18 protein-coding genes are annotated in these 18,811 nt (G+C 71.2%); 7 read left to right on the top strand and 11 right to left on the bottom strand.

Features of this window, described 5'->3' with window-relative positions; all coding sequences use genetic code 11:
• Positions 1-78 precede the first annotated feature (78 nt).
• A complete protein-coding gene (locus ACQB60_RS13585) occupies positions 79-960 on the bottom strand; it encodes an ABC transporter permease (protein WP_496926199.1) in 882 nt (293 codons plus the stop codon).
• A 53-nt stretch (positions 961-1,013) separates the two neighbouring features.
• Positions 1,014-1,943, bottom strand: coding sequence for an ABC transporter ATP-binding protein (locus ACQB60_RS13580; protein ID WP_496926198.1), 930 nt, complete (start codon positions 1,941-1,943; stop codon positions 1,014-1,016).
• Between the two features lie 237 nt (positions 1,944-2,180).
• Between ACQB60_RS13580 and ACQB60_RS13575 the strand changes: the two genes are divergently transcribed.
• The 3 genes from ACQB60_RS13575 to mltG all read left to right on the top strand — a co-directional run bounded on the left by ACQB60_RS13575 (position 2,181) and on the right by mltG (position 5,891).
• Positions 2,181-3,128 carry a helix-turn-helix domain-containing protein gene (locus tag ACQB60_RS13575; protein ID WP_496926197.1) on the top strand — a complete coding sequence of 316 codons (948 nt, stop codon included), beginning with the start codon at positions 2,181-2,183 and terminating at the stop codon, positions 3,126-3,128.
• A gap of 107 nt (positions 3,129-3,235) precedes the next feature.
• Positions 3,236-5,035 (top strand): ABC transporter ATP-binding protein, encoded by a 1,800-nt coding sequence (locus ACQB60_RS13570; protein ID WP_496926196.1) that lies wholly within the window; start codon positions 3,236-3,238, stop codon positions 5,033-5,035.
• A 43-nt stretch (positions 5,036-5,078) separates the two neighbouring features.
• Positions 5,079-5,891, top strand: coding sequence for an endolytic transglycosylase MltG (gene mltG / locus ACQB60_RS13565; RefSeq protein WP_496926195.1), 813 nt, complete (start codon positions 5,079-5,081; stop codon positions 5,889-5,891).
• Here mltG and ACQB60_RS13560 read toward each other — a convergent pair.
• Positions 5,875-6,813 (bottom strand): LysR family transcriptional regulator, encoded by a 939-nt coding sequence (locus ACQB60_RS13560; protein WP_496926194.1) that lies wholly within the window; start codon positions 6,811-6,813, stop codon positions 5,875-5,877. The two genes, mltG and ACQB60_RS13560, sit on opposite strands and share 17 nt — an antisense overlap.
• Before the next feature lie 50 nt (positions 6,814-6,863).
• Between ACQB60_RS13560 and ACQB60_RS13555 the strand changes: the two genes are divergently transcribed.
• The 3 genes from ACQB60_RS13555 (at position 6,864) to ACQB60_RS13545 (ending at position 9,060) form a co-directional block, all read left to right on the top strand.
• Positions 6,864-7,544: an RBBP9/YdeN family alpha/beta hydrolase gene (locus tag ACQB60_RS13555; RefSeq protein ID WP_496926193.1), complete on the top strand. Its 681-nt coding sequence runs from the start codon at positions 6,864-6,866 to the stop codon at positions 7,542-7,544.
• A complete protein-coding gene (locus ACQB60_RS13550; RefSeq protein WP_496926192.1) occupies positions 7,528-8,181 on the top strand; it encodes a hypothetical protein in 654 nt (217 codons plus the stop codon). Before ACQB60_RS13555 ends, ACQB60_RS13550 begins: the two co-directional genes overlap by 17 nt.
• A gap of 72 nt (positions 8,182-8,253) precedes the next feature.
• Positions 8,254-9,060 (top strand): VOC family protein, encoded by an 807-nt coding sequence (locus ACQB60_RS13545; protein WP_496926191.1) that lies wholly within the window; start codon positions 8,254-8,256, stop codon positions 9,058-9,060.
• On the opposite strand, the gene ACQB60_RS13540 is transcribed toward ACQB60_RS13545, so the two are convergent.
• The 7 genes from ACQB60_RS13540 to ACQB60_RS13510 all read right to left on the bottom strand — a co-directional run bounded on the left by ACQB60_RS13540 (position 9,044) and on the right by ACQB60_RS13510 (position 15,535).
• Positions 9,044-9,760 carry a haloacid dehalogenase type II gene (locus tag ACQB60_RS13540; RefSeq protein WP_496926190.1) on the bottom strand — a complete coding sequence of 239 codons (717 nt, stop codon included), beginning with the start codon at positions 9,758-9,760 and terminating at the stop codon, positions 9,044-9,046. The genes ACQB60_RS13545 and ACQB60_RS13540 overlap by 17 nt on opposite strands.
• Before the next feature lie 108 nt (positions 9,761-9,868).
• Positions 9,869-11,125 (bottom strand): NAD(P)-binding domain-containing protein, encoded by a 1,257-nt coding sequence (locus ACQB60_RS13535; protein WP_496926189.1) that lies wholly within the window; start codon positions 11,123-11,125, stop codon positions 9,869-9,871.
• A gap of 119 nt (positions 11,126-11,244) precedes the next feature.
• Positions 11,245-12,453, bottom strand: coding sequence for an LLM class flavin-dependent oxidoreductase (locus ACQB60_RS13530; protein ID WP_496926188.1), 1,209 nt, complete (start codon positions 12,451-12,453; stop codon positions 11,245-11,247).
• The gene (locus ACQB60_RS13525; protein WP_496926187.1) at positions 12,450-13,502 is read right to left on the bottom strand and encodes an ABC transporter substrate-binding protein; all 1,053 of its coding nucleotides are present in this window, start codon (positions 13,500-13,502) and stop codon (positions 12,450-12,452) included. The genes ACQB60_RS13530 and ACQB60_RS13525 overlap by 4 nt, the downstream gene beginning before the upstream one ends.
• Positions 13,503-13,548: 46 nt before the next feature.
• Entirely contained in the window at positions 13,549-14,454 is a 906-nt protein-coding gene (locus ACQB60_RS13520; protein ID WP_496926186.1) for an ABC transporter ATP-binding protein, read from the bottom strand.
• Complete coding sequence (locus tag ACQB60_RS13515) at positions 14,427-15,284, bottom strand: ABC transporter permease (protein ID WP_496926185.1); 858 nt, start codon at positions 15,282-15,284, stop codon at positions 14,427-14,429. Before ACQB60_RS13515 ends, ACQB60_RS13520 begins: the two co-directional genes overlap by 28 nt.
• Positions 15,285-15,466: 182 nt before the next feature.
• On the bottom strand, positions 15,467-15,535 hold the full coding sequence (locus tag ACQB60_RS13510; protein ID WP_496926623.1) for a putative leader peptide: 69 nt from the start codon (positions 15,533-15,535) through the stop codon (positions 15,467-15,469).
• 160 nt (positions 15,536-15,695) lie between these two features.
• On the opposite strand from ACQB60_RS13510, the gene ACQB60_RS13505 reads away from it, so the two are divergent.
• Positions 15,696-16,118 (top strand): YjbQ family protein, encoded by a 423-nt coding sequence (locus tag ACQB60_RS13505; protein WP_496926184.1) that lies wholly within the window; start codon positions 15,696-15,698, stop codon positions 16,116-16,118.
• Between the two features lie 503 nt (positions 16,119-16,621).
• Here the strand turns inward: ACQB60_RS13505 and ACQB60_RS13500 are convergent.
• Positions 16,622-18,811, bottom strand: a 2,190-nt coding sequence (locus ACQB60_RS13500) for a WD40 repeat domain-containing protein (RefSeq protein ID WP_496926183.1), incomplete at its 5' end; no start/stop codon positions are given.

Below are 18,811 nucleotides of genomic sequence, written 5' to 3'. Positions count from 1 at the left end.
GTACCCCGATTCACGCGCGCCACGCGGCTCCTGGCCATCGGAGGCCAGGAGTCGGGCGGGAGGATCCGCCGGACAGGGCTAGCCCACGCGCTGCAGCGCGCGCTCACGCCGCTGCGCCACCCGTGACCCTGACTCGTGCCGGGCCATGCGGCGGAGCACGACCGGGGCCACCGCGAGCCCGAGCGCCGCCCAGGCGCCGAGCACCCCGACGGTCTCCAAGTGCCGCCAGGAGTCGCCGATTTCCACGGTGACGGCACTGTGCGGCAGCAGCGCGGAGCGCATGCCGAGGCCGAGCCAGTAGAACGGGAAGACCTGGGCGGTCCACTGGAGCCACCCGGGGAGCGACGTCAGGGGATAGAAGATCCCGGAGATCCCGATCAGGGCGAGCGTCGGCAGCGTGAGCAGCCCTTGGGCGCGCACGCTGGTGAACGCGGAGCCGAGGACCGCGCCGACGGGCAGGGCCGCGAGCAGCCCGAGGGCGAGGACCCACAGAAGGGTCAGCCAGGCGTCCGCTCCGGTGACCGCGAGGCCGTCCACGAGCAGCATGCCGGGGACCAGGAAGATCGCGAGATCGGCGATCAGGCTGCCGGAGACGGTGACGATCTTGCCGAGGAGATAGCCGGGCATGCCGTTCGGGGTGGCCTTCACGCGCAGCAGGGTGCCGTCCTCGCGGTCCGCGGTGAGGTGCTGGCTCATGACGATCATGCCGACCGCCACGTTCATGCCGAGGATGCCGGGCAGCGCCAGCGTGCCGAGCAGCAGGCCGCTCTCCCCGAAGGTGTCGTCCCGCAGGTAGAACGTGACGCCCAGCATGAGGACCGGCCAGAAGAGGTGGTTCCACAGGTCGCCGCCGTTGGTGAACGACTGGCGGAGCTCGATCACGCCCCGGGAGAGCCCGGCGCGCAGCATGACGGTGGCCGGCCCGGGGGTCTTCACCGGGTGGACGGGGCTCGACTGCATCCCCGGAGTCCCCTGCATCCCCGGCTTCCCCGGCTTCCCCTGCGTCCCCGGCATCACCGGGTCACCTCCGGCAGGGGGCGCGATTCCTGTTCCCCCAGGGCGGATTCCGCCTCCCGGACCAGGGCGAGATAGGTGTCCTCCAGGGACGACCTGCGCACTTCGAGGGCGGTGACGGACGTGCCGTACTGCTGGAACAGGTCGTGGACGAAGCGGGTGGACCGGCTCGTCGTCCGCACGAACTGCTGTCCGTCGAGCGTCCAGCGGACCTCGTCCTCGCCGGTGATCCGGCGGGCGAGCTCCTGCGCCGTGCCGTCCGCGACGATGCGCCCGCCGCTCAGGATCACGATGCGGTCGGCGAGCTTCTCGGCCTCGTGCAGATCGTGCGTGGTGAGCAGGACGGTGGTTGCCCGCTCCGCGGCAAGGCCCTGTACGAGGCCGTGGAACTCGCGCCGCGCCTGCGGGTCGAGTCCGGCCGTGGGCTCGTCCAGGAACAGCAGTTCAGGGCGGCCCACCAGGCCGATCGCCACGTCGAGGCGGCGGCGCTGGCCACCGGAGAGCGTCCTGACCTTCCGGTCCGCGTGCTCGCTCAGTCCGACCGCCGCGACCAACTCGTCCGCGTTCCAGGGGCGTTGGACCGAAGCCGTGGAGTAGCACGCGTACCAGGAGCCGAGATGTGCGAGCAGCTCGCGCACCCGCCACTTGCCGTGATCCCGCCAGGACTGCAGGACGACGCCGATCCGGGCCCGCCATGCCTCGGTGCCGTGCGCGGGGTCCGAGCCGAGGACCTCGGCCCGCCCGGCCGAGCGCATCCGGAAGCCCTCGAGGATCTCGACCGTCGTGGTCTTCCCCGCCCCGTTCGGCCCGAGCAGGGCGAGCACCTCGCCGTGCCGCACCTGGAACGTCACATCGCGCAGCACGTCGTGCGCGCCGTACCGCATGCGCAGCCCTTCGACGTCGAGCGCGATCTGCTCGCTCACCGCCATGGTTCACCTTCCTTCGCCGTACCCATCGTTCAGACAGCCGCGAAGGCTACGTTGCGTTTTACAAGTCGACAACGAAAGTGGAGGTCAATTGCCCCGATTCAAGCGGGAATTATGGGCCGAAAATTGCAATCCCGCTGCTGCTTAATGCAACGCCTGTCGAAGATCACCGTTGCAATGCACTGCGGGTGAACGCACACTGGGCCGCCACGACGAACCCCACCGAGGAGGCGAGCGCCGATGCCCGGCAGCAGGCTGACCCAGGAGGACCGGCACCGCATCGCCGGATGGCTGGCGCAGGGGATCGGCTATGCGGAGATCGCCCGGCGGCTCGGCCGTCCCACCTCGACCGTCAGCCGTGAAGTGGCGCGCAACGGCGGGCCCGAGCGCTACCGCGCGGACCACGCCCAGTACGCCACCGGACGCCGCGCCCGGTGGCCCCGCACGGCCAGGGCGGCCACCGTCACCTCCACGTGTGACGCGGACGGCCGCGACCCGGACCAAGTACGGGCGTTCACCGAGGAGTTCGCGGACCTGATGGTGCAGACCGGGGTGCCCCGCATGGCCGCCCGCGTCCTCTCCTCCCTCTTCACCGCCGACTCCGGCAGCCTCACCTCCGCCGAACTCGTCCAGCGCCTGCGGGTCAGCCCCGCCTCGGTGTCCAAGGCCATCGGCTACCTCGAAGGACTCGCACTGGTCCGGCGCGAGCGCGAGCGCGAGCCGCGGCACCGGCGCGAGACGTACCGCCTGGACGACGACGTCTGGCAGAAGGCGTGGACGACCAGCGCCCACTCGACCGAGAAGTGGGCGGAGGCGGCACGCAGGGGCGCCCGGCTCCTCGACGCGTCCACTCCCGCCGGGGCCCGCCTCGACGACATGGGCCTCTTCTTCACGCGCCTCAGCGACGACATGGACAGCGGCCCGACCGACGTCGCCGCCGGGGACAGCGCGCTGACCGTGCTCGCGGCCCTCGTCCACGCGGGCGCGCCCCGCACCCCGGAGCAACTGGCCGCCGCCCTCGGCTGGCCGCCCGAGCGCGTCACCGCCGCCCTCGACACCGCAGCCGACCACCCGGACCTGGCCGATCCGCTCGCCCTGCACCGCACGCCGTCCGGGGCCTACGCGGTGGCGGCCCGGGCTGCCCGGCTCACCGACCGGCAGCGCGCGGCCCTCTCGGCGGAGGGATGACCGCAGGGGCGGCGCAGGAATATTTTGAGGACCCTATTCATTGTGAGCATAGGTAACAATGAGCTATGCTCTCAAAGTCATCCTCGCCTCACCTCCCGTAGGAGCCCATGCATCCCGAACAACCCACGTGGACACCCCCGCCCCAGGACGCGGAGCAGCCCAAGCAGCTGCGCCGCATCCTGCGTCTGTTCCGGCCCTACCGCGGCCGCCTCGCCCTCGTCGGCCTCCTCGTCTGCGCCGCCTCACTGGTCTCGGTCGCGACGCCCTTCCTGCTCAAGGAGATCCTCGACACCGCGATCCCGCAGGGGCGCACCGGGCTGCTGAGCCTGCTCGCCCTCGGGATGATCCTCAGCGCGATCGTGACCAGCGTCTTCGGCGTGCTGCAGACGCTCATCTCCACCACCGTCGGTCAGCGCGTCATGCACGACCTGCGCACCGCGGTCTACGGCCGCCTGCAGCGCATGTCGCTCGCCTTCTTCACGCGCACCCGCACCGGTGAGGTCCAGTCCCGCATCGCCAACGACATCGGCGGCATGCAGGCGACGGTCACCTCCACCGCCACCTCACTGGTCTCGAACCTCACGAGCGTCATCGCCACGATCGTCGCGATGCTCGCCCTCGACTGGCGCCTGACCGTCGTCTCGCTGCTCCTGCTCCCGGTCTTCGTGTGGATCAGCCGCAAGGTCGGCCGCGAGCGCAAGAAGATCGCCACGCAGCGGCAGAAGCAGATGGCGGCGATGGCGGCGACGGTCACCGAGTCGCTGTCGGTCAGCGGCATCCTCCTCGGCCGCACCATGGGGCGCGCCGACTCCCTCACCCACGCCTTCGCCGACGAGTCCGAGCGCCTCGTCGACCTCGAGGTCCGCTCGAACATGGCGGGCCGCTGGCGCATGGCCGTCATCACGATCGTCATGGCCGCCATGCCCGCCGTCATCTACTGGGCCGCGGGCATCGCCTTCCAGCTGGGCGGCCCCACGGTCTCCATCGGCACGCTGGTCGCCTTCGTCTCGCTGCAGCAGGGCCTGTTCCGGCCCACCGTCAGCCTGCTCTCCACCGGAGTGCAGATCCAGACCTCGCTCGCCCTCTTCCAGCGCATCTTCGAGTACCTGGACCTGCCGATCGACATCGTCGAGCGCGCCGAACCCGTGCGCCTGGACACCGTCAAGGGCGAAGTGCGCTTCGAGAACGTCCAGTTCGCGTACGACGGGACGAGCGGCCCCGTCCTCGACGGCATCGACCTCACCGTGCCCGCCGGCGGCAGCCTCGCCGTGGTCGGCCCCACCGGCTCCGGCAAGTCCACCCTCAGCTACCTCGTGCCCCGTCTGTACGACGTGACGGGCGGCCGGGTCACGCTCGACGGGGTCGACGTGCGCGACCTGGACTTCGACACCCTCGCCCGCGCGATAGGCGTGGTCTCCCAGGAGACCTACCTCTTCCACGCCTCGGTCGCCGACAACCTCCGCTTCGCCAAGCCCGACGCCACGGACGAGGAGCTGCACACGGCCGCGAAGGCGGCACAGATCCACGAGCACATAGCGTCCCTGCCCGACGGCTACGACACGGTCGTGGGGGAGCGGGGCCACCGCTTCTCCGGCGGCGAGAAGCAGCGCCTGGCCATCGCCCGCACCATCCTGCGCGACCCGCCCGTGCTGATCCTGGACGAGGCGACCAGTGCCCTGGACACCCGTACCGAACACGCGGTCCAGGAAGCCATCGACGCCCTCTCCGCCGACCGCACCACCCTCACCATCGCCCACCGGCTCTCCACGGTCCGCGGCGCCGACCAGATAGTGGTCCTCGACTCCGGCCGCGCCGCCGAACGAGGCACCCACGAGGAGCTCCTCGAGCGCGACGGGCGCTATGCGGCCCTTGTCCGCCGAGACGCCCAACTGGAGCCCGCGACATGAAGATATGCCGGGTTTGTCCCGTTCGGCGCGTTACCGTGCCCGCATGCAGACCAACACTCCGCGCCGGGGCAGGATCCGGCTCACGCGCCGGGGCCGGATCGCCCTGATCGTTACGGGGGCCGCCGTGGCGGCCTGTGCCGTGGCCGTCCCGTTGCTGCTCCCGGACGACCACCATCGCGCCGAGTCCCTGACGATCCCCGAGGGCTGGCGCTCCGGCCAGGTCTACGCGGCCATCGACCAGGCCCTCGACCTGCCCGCGGGCTCCACCGAGAAGGCCGTCCCCAAGGCCGACCTCAAGCTCCCGAGCGACGCGGGCGGCAACCCCGAGGGCTACCTCTTCCCCGCCACGTATCCGATCAGCTCCCAGTCGACCCCCGCCTCCGTCCTCACGTACATGGTGAACACCGCCAACAAGCGGTTCGGCGGCAACCAGGTCGCGGCGGGCGCCGACCGGAACGCGGTGAACGTCTACCAGACCGTCACCATCGCGAGCATGATCGAGGCCGAGGCCGGCACCAAGGCGGACATGGGCAAGGTCTCCCGCGTCATCTACAACCGCCTCGACCAGGGCATGCCGCTCCAGATGGACTCGACCATCAACTACGCCCTGAACCGCAGCACGTTGAAGACCACCGACCGCGACACGAAGATCAAGAGCCCGTACAACACGTACGCGCGCATGGGCCTGCCGCCCACCCCGATCTCCAACCCGGGCGACGCGGCGATGAAGGCGGCCGCAGGCCCCACGGCGGGAAACTGGCTGTACTTCGTGACGGTGAAACCGGGCGACACCCGCTTCACGTCGAGCCTGGCCGAACACCAGAAGAACGTCGCGGAGTTCAACAAGCGGACGTAGCGGACGCAGCGGCCTCCCGCAGCCGCGTCAGGACCGCCGCGAGCACCGGGTCGTTCTCGGACCCGGCGCGCACGGCGGCGAAGACGTGCCGCACCGGAGGCGGACCCGCCGGGGCGCGCAGGACGAGGCCCGGGCGCTGCGGCGGCCGCACGAGCCGGGGCACGAGCGCGACCCCGAGGCCCGCCCCGACGAGGGCGGCGACCGAGGCCCAGTCGCCCACGGGGTGGCGGATGTCGGGCGTGAAGCCGTTCGCCGCGCACAGGGACCGGGTGATCGCCCCGCAGCAGCTGCGCGCGTCCCCGACGATCCATGGGTCCGCGGCGAGCTCCCGCAGCGGCACGCGGGCGCGGTCCGCCAGTGGATGGGACGCGGGCAGCGCCAGGTCCAGGACGTCGGCCAGCAGGTCGACGCGGGTGTAACGGCCGTCGGTGTGCGGCGGGGCGGCGGCGAAGTCCACCGCCACGGCGAGGTCGACGTCGCCGCCGTCCAGGCGCGTGAACAGGTCGGGCGGCTCGGCCTCCACGACCGAGACGGTCACGTCCGGATGGTGCGCGGCGAGCAGCCCGAGCGCGGGCGGCAGCAGCCCGGTGATCGCACTGGAGAACGCCCCGATGGTCACCGCGCCCCGGCCGCCCTCCTCCCATGCGGCGAGGTCCGCACGCGCCCGTTCCCACTGCGCGGCCAGCACGGCGGCGTGCTCGAGCAGGACCCTGGCCTGCCCGGTCAGACGCACCCCGCGCCCCTGCCGCTCGATCAGTGGAACCCCCACCTCCCGTGCCAGCGCGGCGAGTTGCTGCGACACGGCCGACGGCGTCAGATGCAGCGCCTCGGCCGTGCGGGCCAGGCTGCCGCGCCGGTCCAGCTCCCGCAGCACCCCCAGGCGGCGCAGGTCGACAGTGAAGGAATTCCTTACCTGTTCCATGCAGAGAGATTAACTGGACCTGCACGATCGCCCGGCCGGATCATCGAGCCATGACGACCGAGTACGCGACGACGGGGCACGCGACGACGGGGCACGCGACGGCCCCGGGCCGCTTCCTGCTGCTCCACGGCTGGCAGCACCACCGCCCTGCCGGACACTGGCAGCGCTGGCTGGCCGACCGCCTCACCGCGGCGGGCCACACCGTCCGCTACCCCCAGCTCCCCGACCCGGACGAACCGGACCTGGAGCGCTGGCTGGCCGAACTGCGCGTACATGTGGGGGAGTTGAGCGGTGGAGAAGGGCGACGCACCGTGATCTGCCACAGCCTGGGCTGTCTCCTCTGGCTGCACACCGTGGCGCGCGACACCGTCCCGGTGCCCGTCGACCGGGTCCTCCTCGTCGCCCCGCCCGCACCGGAATTCGTCGAACAGCACCCGCAGATCGCGCAGTTCGGCCCGCCGCCGACGTCCGCCGCGCGGCTCCGCGCCGCCGCCTCGTACACCCGGATCGTCGGCTCCGACGACGACCCCTGCTGTCCGCGCGGCGCCGCCACCACGTACGGCGGTCCGCTCGGCCTGCCCACCGACGTGCTCCCCGGCGCGGGCCACCTCGACCCGGCCGCGGGGTACGGGCCCTGGCCGGACCTGCTCGCCTGGGCTCGTGAACCAGGGGCGCAGGCCCTCGGCGCGGGGGCGCGGGCCCTACGCTCACGCCATGAGATCCAGCAGTGAGCGCGCCGCCCTCGCGGCCGCGGTGCGGGCGGCCCTGACCGCGAGCTGCCGCGGCTCGCGGACGCTGCTCCTCGGGTCGCTGGCCACGGCGACCGACGACGCGTACAGCGACATCGACCTCGAATGGGTCGTTCCTGACGGGGAGTTCGAGCGGTGCGTACGGGAGGCGCGTGCCGTCCTGGACGGGGTGCGGGCCGTCGCGGAGGTGCGCGCCGACCCGGATCTCCTGCACTCCGACCGGCGCCGGCTGCTGTTCGTGCGCTTCGCGGACGTGCCGCTGTTCTGGCGGCTCGACCTGTCGGTGCGTGCCGCGTCCGTCGCCCGGGACGCCGCGTACGACCTCGACAATCCCCGGGCGCGGGCCCGCGACGACGAGTGGTCGCGACCGGCCAGCGCGCTCGCCAACGCGGTGGGTGCCGTGAAGGAGCTGGCGCGGGAGCGGCCCGGGGCTGCTCTAGGGCTCCTGGAGCGGGGGTTCGCGCGGATCGGGGAGGAGGGGAGCCCGGTCGGCGCGGACAGCTCTGTCCGGGTGGACGCCATCGTGCGCCTCGCCCGTGCCGCCGCCCGCCGTGAACCGGGCCTGGCCGAGCTCGCCGAGCAGGTCGTCGCGCTGGCCCACGAGGAGCTTCGCACGTAAGGGGCGAGTGCCCACAGAGTGCTCACGGAGCGTGCCGATGCGGACGTGCCCGGCGCGTGGGTCAATGGGCCCATGAAGATCTCCAACACGCCGTCGGCGCCCTGCTGGGCCGATCTGTCCACGACGGACCCGGCCGCCGCGCGGGACTTCTACGGCACCCTCTTCGGCTGGGACTGCGCCGTCGCGCCCGAGCCGGAGGCCGGTGGATACGGCCTGTTCAAGGACGAGCGGGGCGCGGCCGTCGGCGGTGTCGGGCCCGTCATGGATCCGGGGCGGCCCGCGTCCTGGCTGCCGTACTTCCAGTGCGACGGCGTCGACGCCGTGGTCGCCCGGGTCACCGGCAACGGCGGGCAGACCCTCGCCGGACCCATGCCGGTCCTCGAACAGGGCTTCATGGCCGTGTGCGCCGACCCGGGCGGAGCCGTGTTCGGGCTGTGGGAGCCGAAGAATCACCCGGGCTTCGGTGCGGTCAACTCACCGGGAAGCTTCTGCTGGTTCGAGCTCGCGACGCGCGACACGGCGGGCGCCAAGGACTTCTACCAGTCGGTCTTCGGCTGGGGCGATGCCACGCACCCCTTCACGCGGGGCGAGCACCCCGGTGAGTACACCGAGTGGTCGGTGGCGGGCGACACCTTCGGCGGCATGCTCGCCATCGACGGCACGTTCCCGCCCGACGTGCCCCCGCACTGGCTGGTGTACGTCGCCGTCGACGACTGCGACGCCGCGGCGGTGGGCTGCACCGGCCTCGGCGGCAGCGTCCTCGTCGAGCCCGCCACCATCGACCCGGGCCGGTTCGCCGTCCTCGCCGACCCGCAGGGAGCCGTCTTCGCCGTGCTGGCCTACGCCGGGCAACAGCCGCCGGTCACGCCGTCCGGGTGAGGGCCTCGGCCAGGCCCACCACGTCCGGCACCACCAGGTCCACCTCAGCGGGCGGCGCGGGCACCTCCGCGTCCGGGCCCCACTCCGGGCGCGGAATGTACGCGGTGCGCAGGCCCGCCCTGGCCGCCGCCTCCAGGTCGTCGGGGTGGCAGGCCACCATGAGGAGCCGCTCCGGCGCGAGACCGAGGAGCTCGGCCGCCTTGCGGTAGACCCGCAGGTCGGGCTTGTACGAGTGGGCCAGCTCGGCGGACAGGACGCAGTCGAAGCGCAGCCCGGCGCCCTTGGCGAGCCGGGTGAGCGCGCCGAGCCCGCCGTTGGAGAGCGTCGACGTGATCACGGGGGAGCCGTGCAGCAGCTCCAGGCCGGGGCCCGCGTCGGGCCAGGCGCGCAGGCGGTGCCAGGCCCGTACGAGGTGCTCGCGGTCCGCCTCGCCGAGGGCGTCGAGGCCGTGCGCGGGCAGGATCTCGTCGAGCATGATCCGGTGCAGCTCGTCCAGGGAACGCCAGGACAGCTCGCCGGTGAAGACCTTGCGCAGCGTGGGCCGGTAGGCGCGCCGCCAGTCGTCGGTCACCTCGGCCCAGTCGGCCTCCAGCCCCGCCCGGCCGCCGACCCCGGCCAGCTCCTCGGCCACGCTCGACCGCCAGTCGGTCAGCGTCCCGAACACATCGAACACCGCGGCATCGACGTCGGACACGTCCATGTGCCTCAACCACCCCTCCGTGCCTGGCCGTTGCTGTGGGACCGCTGTGCCACAGCCGCCGGCACCGAGCCTAGGAGCGGAAGTTGATCATCGTCAACGAGATCGTGATCAAGCCCTCACCGGCTCCCGCTGCACCGCTTCGCGCGTCACTCGCTCCCGCTCCACCGCGTCACCGGTCACCTGCCCCCGCTCCACCGCGTCGCCGGTCACCTGCCCCCGCTCCACCGCGTCGCCGGTCACCTGCCCCCGCTCCACCGCGTCGCCGGTCACCTGCCCCCGCTCCAGCAGTCGCTTGATCTCCCGCACCGCCGCGCGCCCCGCCCTGTTCGCGCCGATGGTGCTCGCCGAAGGCCCGTACCCGACGAGGTGGATCCGCGGATCGGCCACCGCGCGCGTGCCCTCGACGCGGATCCCGCCGCCCGGCTCGCGCAGCCGCAGCGGCGTCAGGTGGTCGATGGCCGCGCGGAACCCGGTCGCCCACAGGATGACGTCGGCGTCCACGCGGCGGCCGTCGTCCCACTCGACGCCCGTCGGCGTGATCCGGTCGAACATCGGCAGCCGGTCCAGGACGCCGTCCGCGCGCGCCCGGCGGACGGCGTCGTTGAGGGGCAGCCCGGTCACCGACACGACGCTCTGCGGCGGCAGCCCGCGGCGCACCCGGTCCTCCACGAGCGCGACCGCCGCCCGACCGGTGTTCTCGTCGAAGGGGCCCTCGCGGAAGACCGGTTCGCGCCGGGTGACCCAGTGGGTCTCGGCGGCGTACGGAGCGATCTCCATCAGGTGCTGGGTGCCCGAGGCGCCGCCGCCCACGACGATCACCCGCTGCCCGGCGAACGCCTCCGGGCCCGGGTAGACCGAGGTGTGCAACTGCCGTCCGAGGAAGGTCTCCTGGCCCGGATAGCGCGGCCAGAACGGCCGGTCCCAGGTGCCCGTGGCGTTGATGAGCGCTCGCGTCGCCCAGGTCCCGTCCGACGTCTCGACGAGAAGCCGGCCGTCCTCGCCCTCGCGCACCTTGTGCACGTCGACGGGGCGGCGCACCCGCAGGCCGAAGCGCTTCTCGTACGCGTCGAAGTACTCCGCGACGACCTCGGCCGAGGGGCGCGCGGGGTCGGCGCCGGTCAGCTCCATGCCGGGCAGCGAGTTCATGCCGTGGACCTTGCCGAAGGTCAGCGAGGGCCAGCGGAACTGCCAGGCGCCGCCGGGGTGCGGCGCGTGGTCGAGGACCACGAAGTCGCGGTCCGGCTCGTACCCCACCCGGCGCAGGTGATAGGCGCTGGACAGACCCGCCTGCCCAGCGCCTATGACGACCACGTCCACGTTCCGTACGGCTTGTGCCGCCGCGTCTTGTACCCCGATGTCGTTCACGCTTCTACCAACTCATCGGGTGTGCGAGATCTTCCCGCACGGCCGAGGACGCCGGTCGTACGGCCGAGGATGCCCGTCGTACGGCCGAGGATGCCCGTCGTACGGCCGAGGATGCCCGCTCAGCGCCCGCCGGAGACGAGGAGCGGGGCGCCGCCCGGGGCGGAGGCCGGGCGGCCGTTGGCCGCGGGCACCCCCGCCAGGGGCGAGGCCGGGATGCGCGGGAGCAGCCCGCGCCGCGCCAGTTCCGGCGTCACGCCCTCACCGAACCAGTACGCCTCCTCCAGGTGCGGATAGCCCGACAGCACGAAGTGCTCGACGCCGAGCGCGTGGTACTCCTCGATCCGGTCGGCGACGTCCGCGTGGCTGCCCACGAGCGCGGTGCCCGCACCGCCCCGTACGAGACCGACGCCCGCCCACAGGTTCGGTGCGATCTCCAGGTCGTCGCGGCGGCCGCCGTGCAGCGCGAGCATCCGCTGCTGCCCGACGGACTCACTGCGCCCGAGCGCCTGCTGCGCGGCCGCGACGGTGTCCGCGTCGAGGTCGTCGAGGAGCCGGTCCGCCGTCGCCCACGCCTCGGCCGCGGAGTCGCGCGAGATGGTGTGCAGCCGGATCCCGAAGCGGACGGTGCGCCCCTCCTTCTCGGCGAGCCCCCGGATCCACTCGATCTTCTCCTTCACCTGCTGCGGCGGCTCGCCCCACGTCAGATAGACGTCCGAGTGCCGGGCCGCGACCGGCCCCGCGGCCGCCGAGGACCCGCCGAAGAAGATCTCCGGCAGCGGGTCCGGTGGCAGAGCGGTCAGTCCGCCCTCGACGTGGAAGTGTTCCCCTTCGAAGTCGTACGGGCGTCCGCTCCACACCCCGCGCACCACCGAGAGGAACTCGTCGGTGCGGGCGTAGCGGCGGTCGTGGTCCAAGTGGTCGCCGAAGCGCCGCTGTTCGGTGGAGTCGCCGCCCGTCACCACGTTGAGGAGCAGCCGCCCGCGCGTGATGCGCTGATACGTCGCCGCCATCTGCGCCGCGAGGACCGGCGAGATCACCCCGGGGCGGAACGCCACCAGGAACTTGAGCCGCTCGGTGTGCTGGGCGAGCGCCACCGTGGTCAGCCAGGCGTCCTCGCACCAGGTGCCGGTCGGCGTGAGCACGGCCTCGAAGCCCAACTGCTCGGCGGCCTTGGCTATCTGGGCCAGATACTCGATGTCGGGGGCGCGCACGCCGCTGACCGGCGTGACCCGGGAGCGGGTGATGCCGCCGTCGGTGTAGGCGTGCCGGTCGACGAGGGTGCGGCCGTCGCCGCCGGTGGGCAGGAACCAGTGCAGGTGGACCGTCATCGTCGGGACTCCTTGCCGTAGGTGCGGGGCTCGGTGGTGGAGGGCGGCAGGTTGCCGTTGAAGCGCCGGTCCACGTAGTCGCCGAAGCGCACACGGCCGGGGATCAGCTTCAACTCACTGAAGGTGTCGGCGATCTCCTGCTCGGACGCGACGACGTTCTTGTCGACGGCGACCGGGACGCGGGTGCCGTTGCTGCGCTTCACCGAGTCGAGCGCGACCTCATAGGGCAGCCCGGTGTCCTTCGACCAGACCTTCGCCCACGCCTCGGGGTGCTTGAAGACCCAGTCCTGCGCCCGCCGCAGCCGCTTCAGGTAGTCGTCGACGGCCTTGGCCTTCTTCTTGTCCGCCAGCGCGTCCGGCGCGGCCACCTGGAAGCTGAGCCCGTTCACCACGCCGTCCCCGTCGGTCAGCACACGGCCCTTCTTGGGGCGCAGCACCTGCGAGGTGTACGGGTCCCAGACCGCCCAGGCGTCCACTTTGCCTCCGGTGAACGCGGCGAACGCGTCGGCGGGCTGGAGGTACTTCACGTCGACGTCCTTGAGCGTGAGCCCGGCCTTCTCCAAGGAAGCGATCAACTGATAGTGCGCGGACGACCCTTGGGCCACAGCGACCGACTTCCCCTTCAGGTCGGCGGTCCGCTTCAGCGGCGAGTCGTTCGGGACGAGCACCGCCTCCCCGGTCGCCGTGCCGTGGCTCGCCGCCACGATGCGGATCTTCGACCCGGCCCCGGCGGCGAACACCGGCGGCGTATTGCCCACGGCACCGATGTCCACGGCTTTGGCATTGACGGCCTCAAGGAGCGGCGGCCCCGAGCTGAACGTCGACCAGCGGATCTTGTACGGCAGGTCGTCCAGCTCCCCGGCCGCGCGCAGCACCGCCTCCGAACCCCCCTTCTGGTCCCCGACGTCGAGGGTGAGCGACCCCTTGCCGTCGGTGCGGCCACCGGCGCCGCCGGTGGAGGAGCTGGCCGACGAGGTGGCGGAGCAGGCGGCGAGGAGGAGGGAGAGGGGGAGGAGCAGGGCGGCGGGGGCGAGGCTTCGTCGTCGCATGGGGGTCCGTTCGGTCGTTCGCAGGTCGCGGCGTTCTGGGGCGAGTTCAGGCGGCACGACGGCGATCCGAGGTGCTGGAGTCGGCGGAGGCGGCAGAGGTGGCGGCGGGGGCGGCAGAGGAGCTGGAGGAGGTAGCGGGGGCGGCAGAGGAGCTAGCGGAGCTAGAGGAGGTAGAGGAATGGGGTACGGCAGGGGCGGAAGGGGCCACACCGAGGCGTTCCAGGAGTCCGGCCCGGAGCTCGGCGAACCGGGGGTCGCCGATGTCGCGCGGGCGCTCGAGATCGATGGTCTGCTCGTGCGCGATGACACCGTCGTCCATGACCAGGACCCGGTCGGCCAGGAGTACGGCCTCCTCCACGTCATGCGTGACGAGCACCACCGCGCAGCCGCGCCGCTGCCACAGCTCGTCGACGAGGCGCTGCGCCTTCACCCGGGTCAGCGCGTCGAGGGCGCCGAACGGCTCGTCCAGGAGCAGCAGATCCGGTTCCCGCACCAGGGCCCGTGCCAGCGAGGCCCGTTGAGCCTCGCCGCCCGAGAGCGTCTTCGGCCAGGCGCCGGCCCGGTGCTGGAGCCCCACCTCCTCCAGGGCCCGTTCCGCGACCGCCCGCCCGGGGCGCCCCGGCAGCCCGAGGAGCACGTTGCGCCACACCCGCTTCCACGGCATGAGGCGGGGAGCCTGAAAGGCGACGGCTCGGCGCTTGGGCACGAGCACGGTGCCCGTGATCTCCCGGTCGAGCCCGGCGAGGATGCGCAGCAGCGTCGACTTGCCGCAGCCGCTGCGCCCGAGCAGGGCCACGAACTCCCTTGGCCGCACGTCGAGTTCGAGCTGGTCGATGACGGGGCGGCCGTCAAAGGCGCGGGCCAGCTCAGCCACCCGTACGGCGGAAGAAGCAGGGGACGGCGGGGCGGCTTCGGGGGTGGGGGTCACCTTCCGGTGAACGTCGGTCGCCATTGCAGCAACAGCCTTTCGAGGGTGCGGACGATGAAGTCGGCGAGCAGGCCGAGGAAGGCGTAGACGATGAGGCAGACCACGATCACGTCGGTCCGCAGGAAGTCGCGCGCCTGGACCATCAGGAAGCCGAGCCCGGCGTCGGCGTTGACCTGTTCGGCGAAGACGAGCGCGAGCCAGGCGATGCCGAGCGAGTAGCGCAGTCCCGTCATGGCCCCGGGCAGGGCTCCGGGCAGGATCACGTGCCGCACCAGCCCCCAGCGGGAGAGCCCGAGCGCCTCCCCGGCCTCGATCAACTGGGCGTCGACGCCGCGGATCCCGGCGTACACGTTCAGATACAAGGGGAACGAGACCCCGAGGGTGATGATGGCGATCTTCGGCGTCTCGCCGATCCCGAACCAGATGATGAACAGGGGGATGAGCCCCACGAACGGCACCGTCCGCAGCATCTGCACACTCGCGTCCACCAGATCCTCACCGACCCGGAAGAGCCCCGAGACCAGCGCGAGCCCCGTCCCGACGAGGACGCCGAACAGCAGCCCCACCGCGACGCGTTGCAGCGAGACACCCATCGCGGACGGCAGCGACCCGTCCTGGATCAGATCCCCGGCGACCCGTGCGATGGTCCCGGGCGAGGCGAGGGCATCGGCCTTCAACACCCCGGTGGTGCTGAGGAGTTGCCACAGGGCGAGCAGCAACAGCGGCCCGGAGGTGAGCCGTAGCCAGCGGGGAAGACGGGTGCGCCGTGAGGAGGCGGGAACGAGGGTTTCGAGATCGAGATCGGGGTCGAGGCCGGAGGCCCGCGCGTCGGGCGGGGCATGACTGATGGTCAAGAGTGCTCCAGGGCAGGGCAGGGCAAGGGAGGGGAGGGCAAGGAAGAGTGCGCGGCGGCGGACACGTGGGGCAAGCGGAGAACGGCAAGCCGAAGCGACCTCAGCGAAGAACCACTGAGTACTGAGCTACTCGGCTATGGAGTGCGAGACCGAGCGCGAGAAAGGGGAGGGAGAGGAAGACGTCAGCAGGCGCGAAGACACGCGGCCGAAGCCACCCGCAGCAGGTCGATGTGACCGCGCGTGGTGAGCATGGCTGAACGCAACATGCGGCAGAACGTAGCCAGATGGTCCACTCACGGTCAATGGCGTCTCGAAGACCGGACGCTCCGTACCAGCAAATGGTCCGCATGGGACGGGCCGGGCGAGCGGGGCAGTTCCCGGGCGGGACCCCGGATGGGAGAGAATGGCCCCATGTCGGATGTGTTCACCACCCGTGTCCTGAACGTCACCACCGGCTCGACGGAGACCGTCGTCGACCTCACCCGTGACTGCGAGAGCTTCCTGCGCGAGGCGGCGGCGGGCCGCGACGGCCTGCTCAACGTGTTCGTCCCGCACGCCACCGCGGGCATCGCCATCCTGGAGACCGGCGCGGGCAGCGACGACGACCTCCTCGCGGCCCTGCACACGCTGCTCCCCGCCGACGACCGCTGGCAACACCGCCACGGCAGCCCGGGCCACGGCCGCGACCACGTCCTCCCGGCCCTGGTCCCGCCGCACGCGACGCTGCCGGTGGTGGGCGGCGGGCTGGAGTTGGGGACGTGGCAGTCGGTGTGTCTGGTGGATACGAACGTGGACAACCCCAACCGCCAGGTCCGGTTGAGCTTTCTGGGCTGACCAAGATCGCCCGACTGGGGGTGACCGCCGAATCTCCGTACCCTGCGAGCTCGAAACGGAGCGACCTTGAGCGGTACGGATCCAGAAATGATCGAACAACCCTATGGCGGATGGGGGAAGTGCCTGCCTGGCGTGCGCCGTCTGTCGCGCGTGAAGGTGGCCACGTCGTCACCTGCGCGGATCGATGGCGCCGTCGCCACCGATCAGTCTTTTGCTCGCGGCGGACCCGGTTCTGGATCTCATGCTGCGGCATCGGCTGCGGCTGCTGGAAGCTGTGACGTGCCTTGCTGCCGACGTTGCCGGTACGCCGCAGCCGATCGTCGCACTCGCGGTAGACCCGGCGTGGGAAGAGCACGGACCAGCCCGGCAGATCCCCTCACAACCAACCGACTGGCCAGGCTCAACCCCTGACTTCAGCACTCGACGGGGCGCCATCCCTGCGTGACAACCACGTCACTTGGTCTTGGATCCCAAAGCCACACAAGCCGGGGCACCCCCTGCCGTCAGGAATGACACTCGGTATGTGGCTCGCTACCTGGAGCGTAGGTCGCGCGCTCTGCCGCTGTGAGACGCCTGCCCACCGCGCGGCAGATCTTCTCGATGGCCTCCTCAGGAGTCGGGAGGTCTACCCTCCAGACCGAGATGTCGCCGCTGTTGGTACCGATGACGAGAGTCCGACTATCGGGAGTGAGAGCCACGGAGCTCGGAGAACCCTCCGGGGTGGTCAAGGTGGCACGGGGGAGTCCCGTGGCCGCATCCCACAGCCGCACGGTACCGTCGCTTCCGGCCGTCGCCAGGGTTCGGCCGTCCTGTGAGAACACCGCTGCCACGACGTGTCGAGTATGACCGTTGAGCGTGGCACGCACCCTGGCGCCTGGGATGTCCCAGAGGCGTACAACCCCGTCGGCCTCGCTGCTTCCGCCTGGTGTCGCCGTCGCGAGCGTTTGTCCGTCCGCCGAGAATGCCAGTCCCTCACCTACGTCCTCGGGGAGGGTCGCTCGCCGCTTCCGCCGCGCCGTGTCCCACAGTTGGGTGCCCTCACGGCCCCTGCCGACAGCGAGGGCCCTTCCGTCGGGTGAGAACGTCAGAGCGTCGGCCGAACGCTTACCGATCATCAGGTCCTGCAGGCGTTTGCCGGAGCCGGCGTCCCAGAGGACTACGCGCTGCCTTTCGCCGACAGACCGTTCTCCGGCCGCCAACAACCGCCCGTCCGGGGAAAGGGAGAGATCCGAAATCTCCGAACGATCCCGAGGCATCCTTCCGTGGATTGTCCCCGAGGCCGCATCCCAGGTGAGCATCTGCTGGTCACCGAAGCCGACGGCGAGAGGGCTCTCGGCGGAGTCGAATGTCGCAAGGTAGGCAAAGTACTGTGCTTGCTCCGGCCCCCGCGCCGTGAGGGCCTTCCCCCTCACGACATCCCAGAGTTGGGTGCCGCCGTCCTTACTGACGGTGAACAGTCTCTTGCCGTCCCCGCTCAGGGCAAGCGCACCCGTGTATCCGGCGGAGCGGCTCAAGGTGGCGCGGGGGCGCATGGCACTCAAGTCGTAGCTCCGAAGATTCTTGGACGTGTTGACGATCAGGGTGTCGTTCCTCGCGCCGAAACCCAGCTCCGTCCCCTGCCCCTGCTCCGGGGCCGCCACAGTTCCAAGCAATCTGCCCGTACCGGAATCGTGCAGGGTCACTGTGCCATCGTCGTTGGCGACCGCAATGGCACCTCCGTCGGGGCTGAAGGCGAGCGCGCGGATGCTGGTGACGCTGCGTCCCAGGGCGGTGCGTATCAGCTTGCCGTCGGCGACTCGCCTGAGCTGGACGGCCCCGTTACGCAGGCCGGTAGCCAGAATCCGGCTATCAGGGCTGAAAGCCAGCGCGCTGGCAGGGGGGTCGGACTTGCCGCTGATCTTCATCTGTTCGGATCCACCGGTAAGACTCCACAGGCTCAGCTCACCGGCTTTACTACTCATGGCTACGTAGCGGAGGTCGGGGCTGAAGGCCATACCGGTGCGCAGCTTGGAATAGCCCTCCACCTGCGATCGGGACCTACTCGTGCGCACGTCCCAGAGCCGGACCCGTCCGTACGAAGTGCCGCTGGCAAGGGTTCGACCGTCGGCGGAGAACATCAACTCCTCGAAGTTGTCGTGCTCCGTGCCGGTCAAGGTTCGCACCGTCTCGCCGGTTCGGATGTCCCGAAGCTGAATCTGATTCCTGGGCGACATGTCGGCATGACTGTTGGCCACGGCCAGGATGCGGTCCTCGTGGTTGAAGGCCATGGTCTGCTGAATCCCCATGTGGGTCTCGAAGGTGCGAACTCGCCTCCCCGTGGCGGTGTTTCGTAGATCGACCCCGTCGAAGCCGGCGACCGCGGCAGTACGGCCGTTGTGGCTCACGGTCATCGGGAGTGTGAACGCGTCAGTATCCTGTTGGCGGTCATAGATCTGGCTCATGTAAGCCCCGCCGCCCTTCACGCGCGGAAAGCGATGTCTGAGCGGAAGCGAAACAGCCCGGTACAGACTCGCCGTAGCCTCGGCTGTGGGCTCAGTCCGGTATGCCTCGACAGCGAGAAGCGACGCGAGATCGGGAGAGGAGTCGACCAAGGCTGCCGACTGCGCGGCGAGTTGCCGGGAAAGAGCCCGCTGTGCTTCCGCCTCGGCGTTCTGCCGCTGCCACACGGCTATGCCCGCCGCAATCAGGACAAG

Source organism: Streptomyces odontotermitis (assembly GCF_050510915.1).
Classification (GTDB): domain Bacteria; phylum Actinomycetota; class Actinomycetes; order Streptomycetales; family Streptomycetaceae; genus Streptomyces.
Note: the sequence above shows the minus strand (reverse complement) of the source record. Positions and strands in the feature narration are given on the sequence as shown.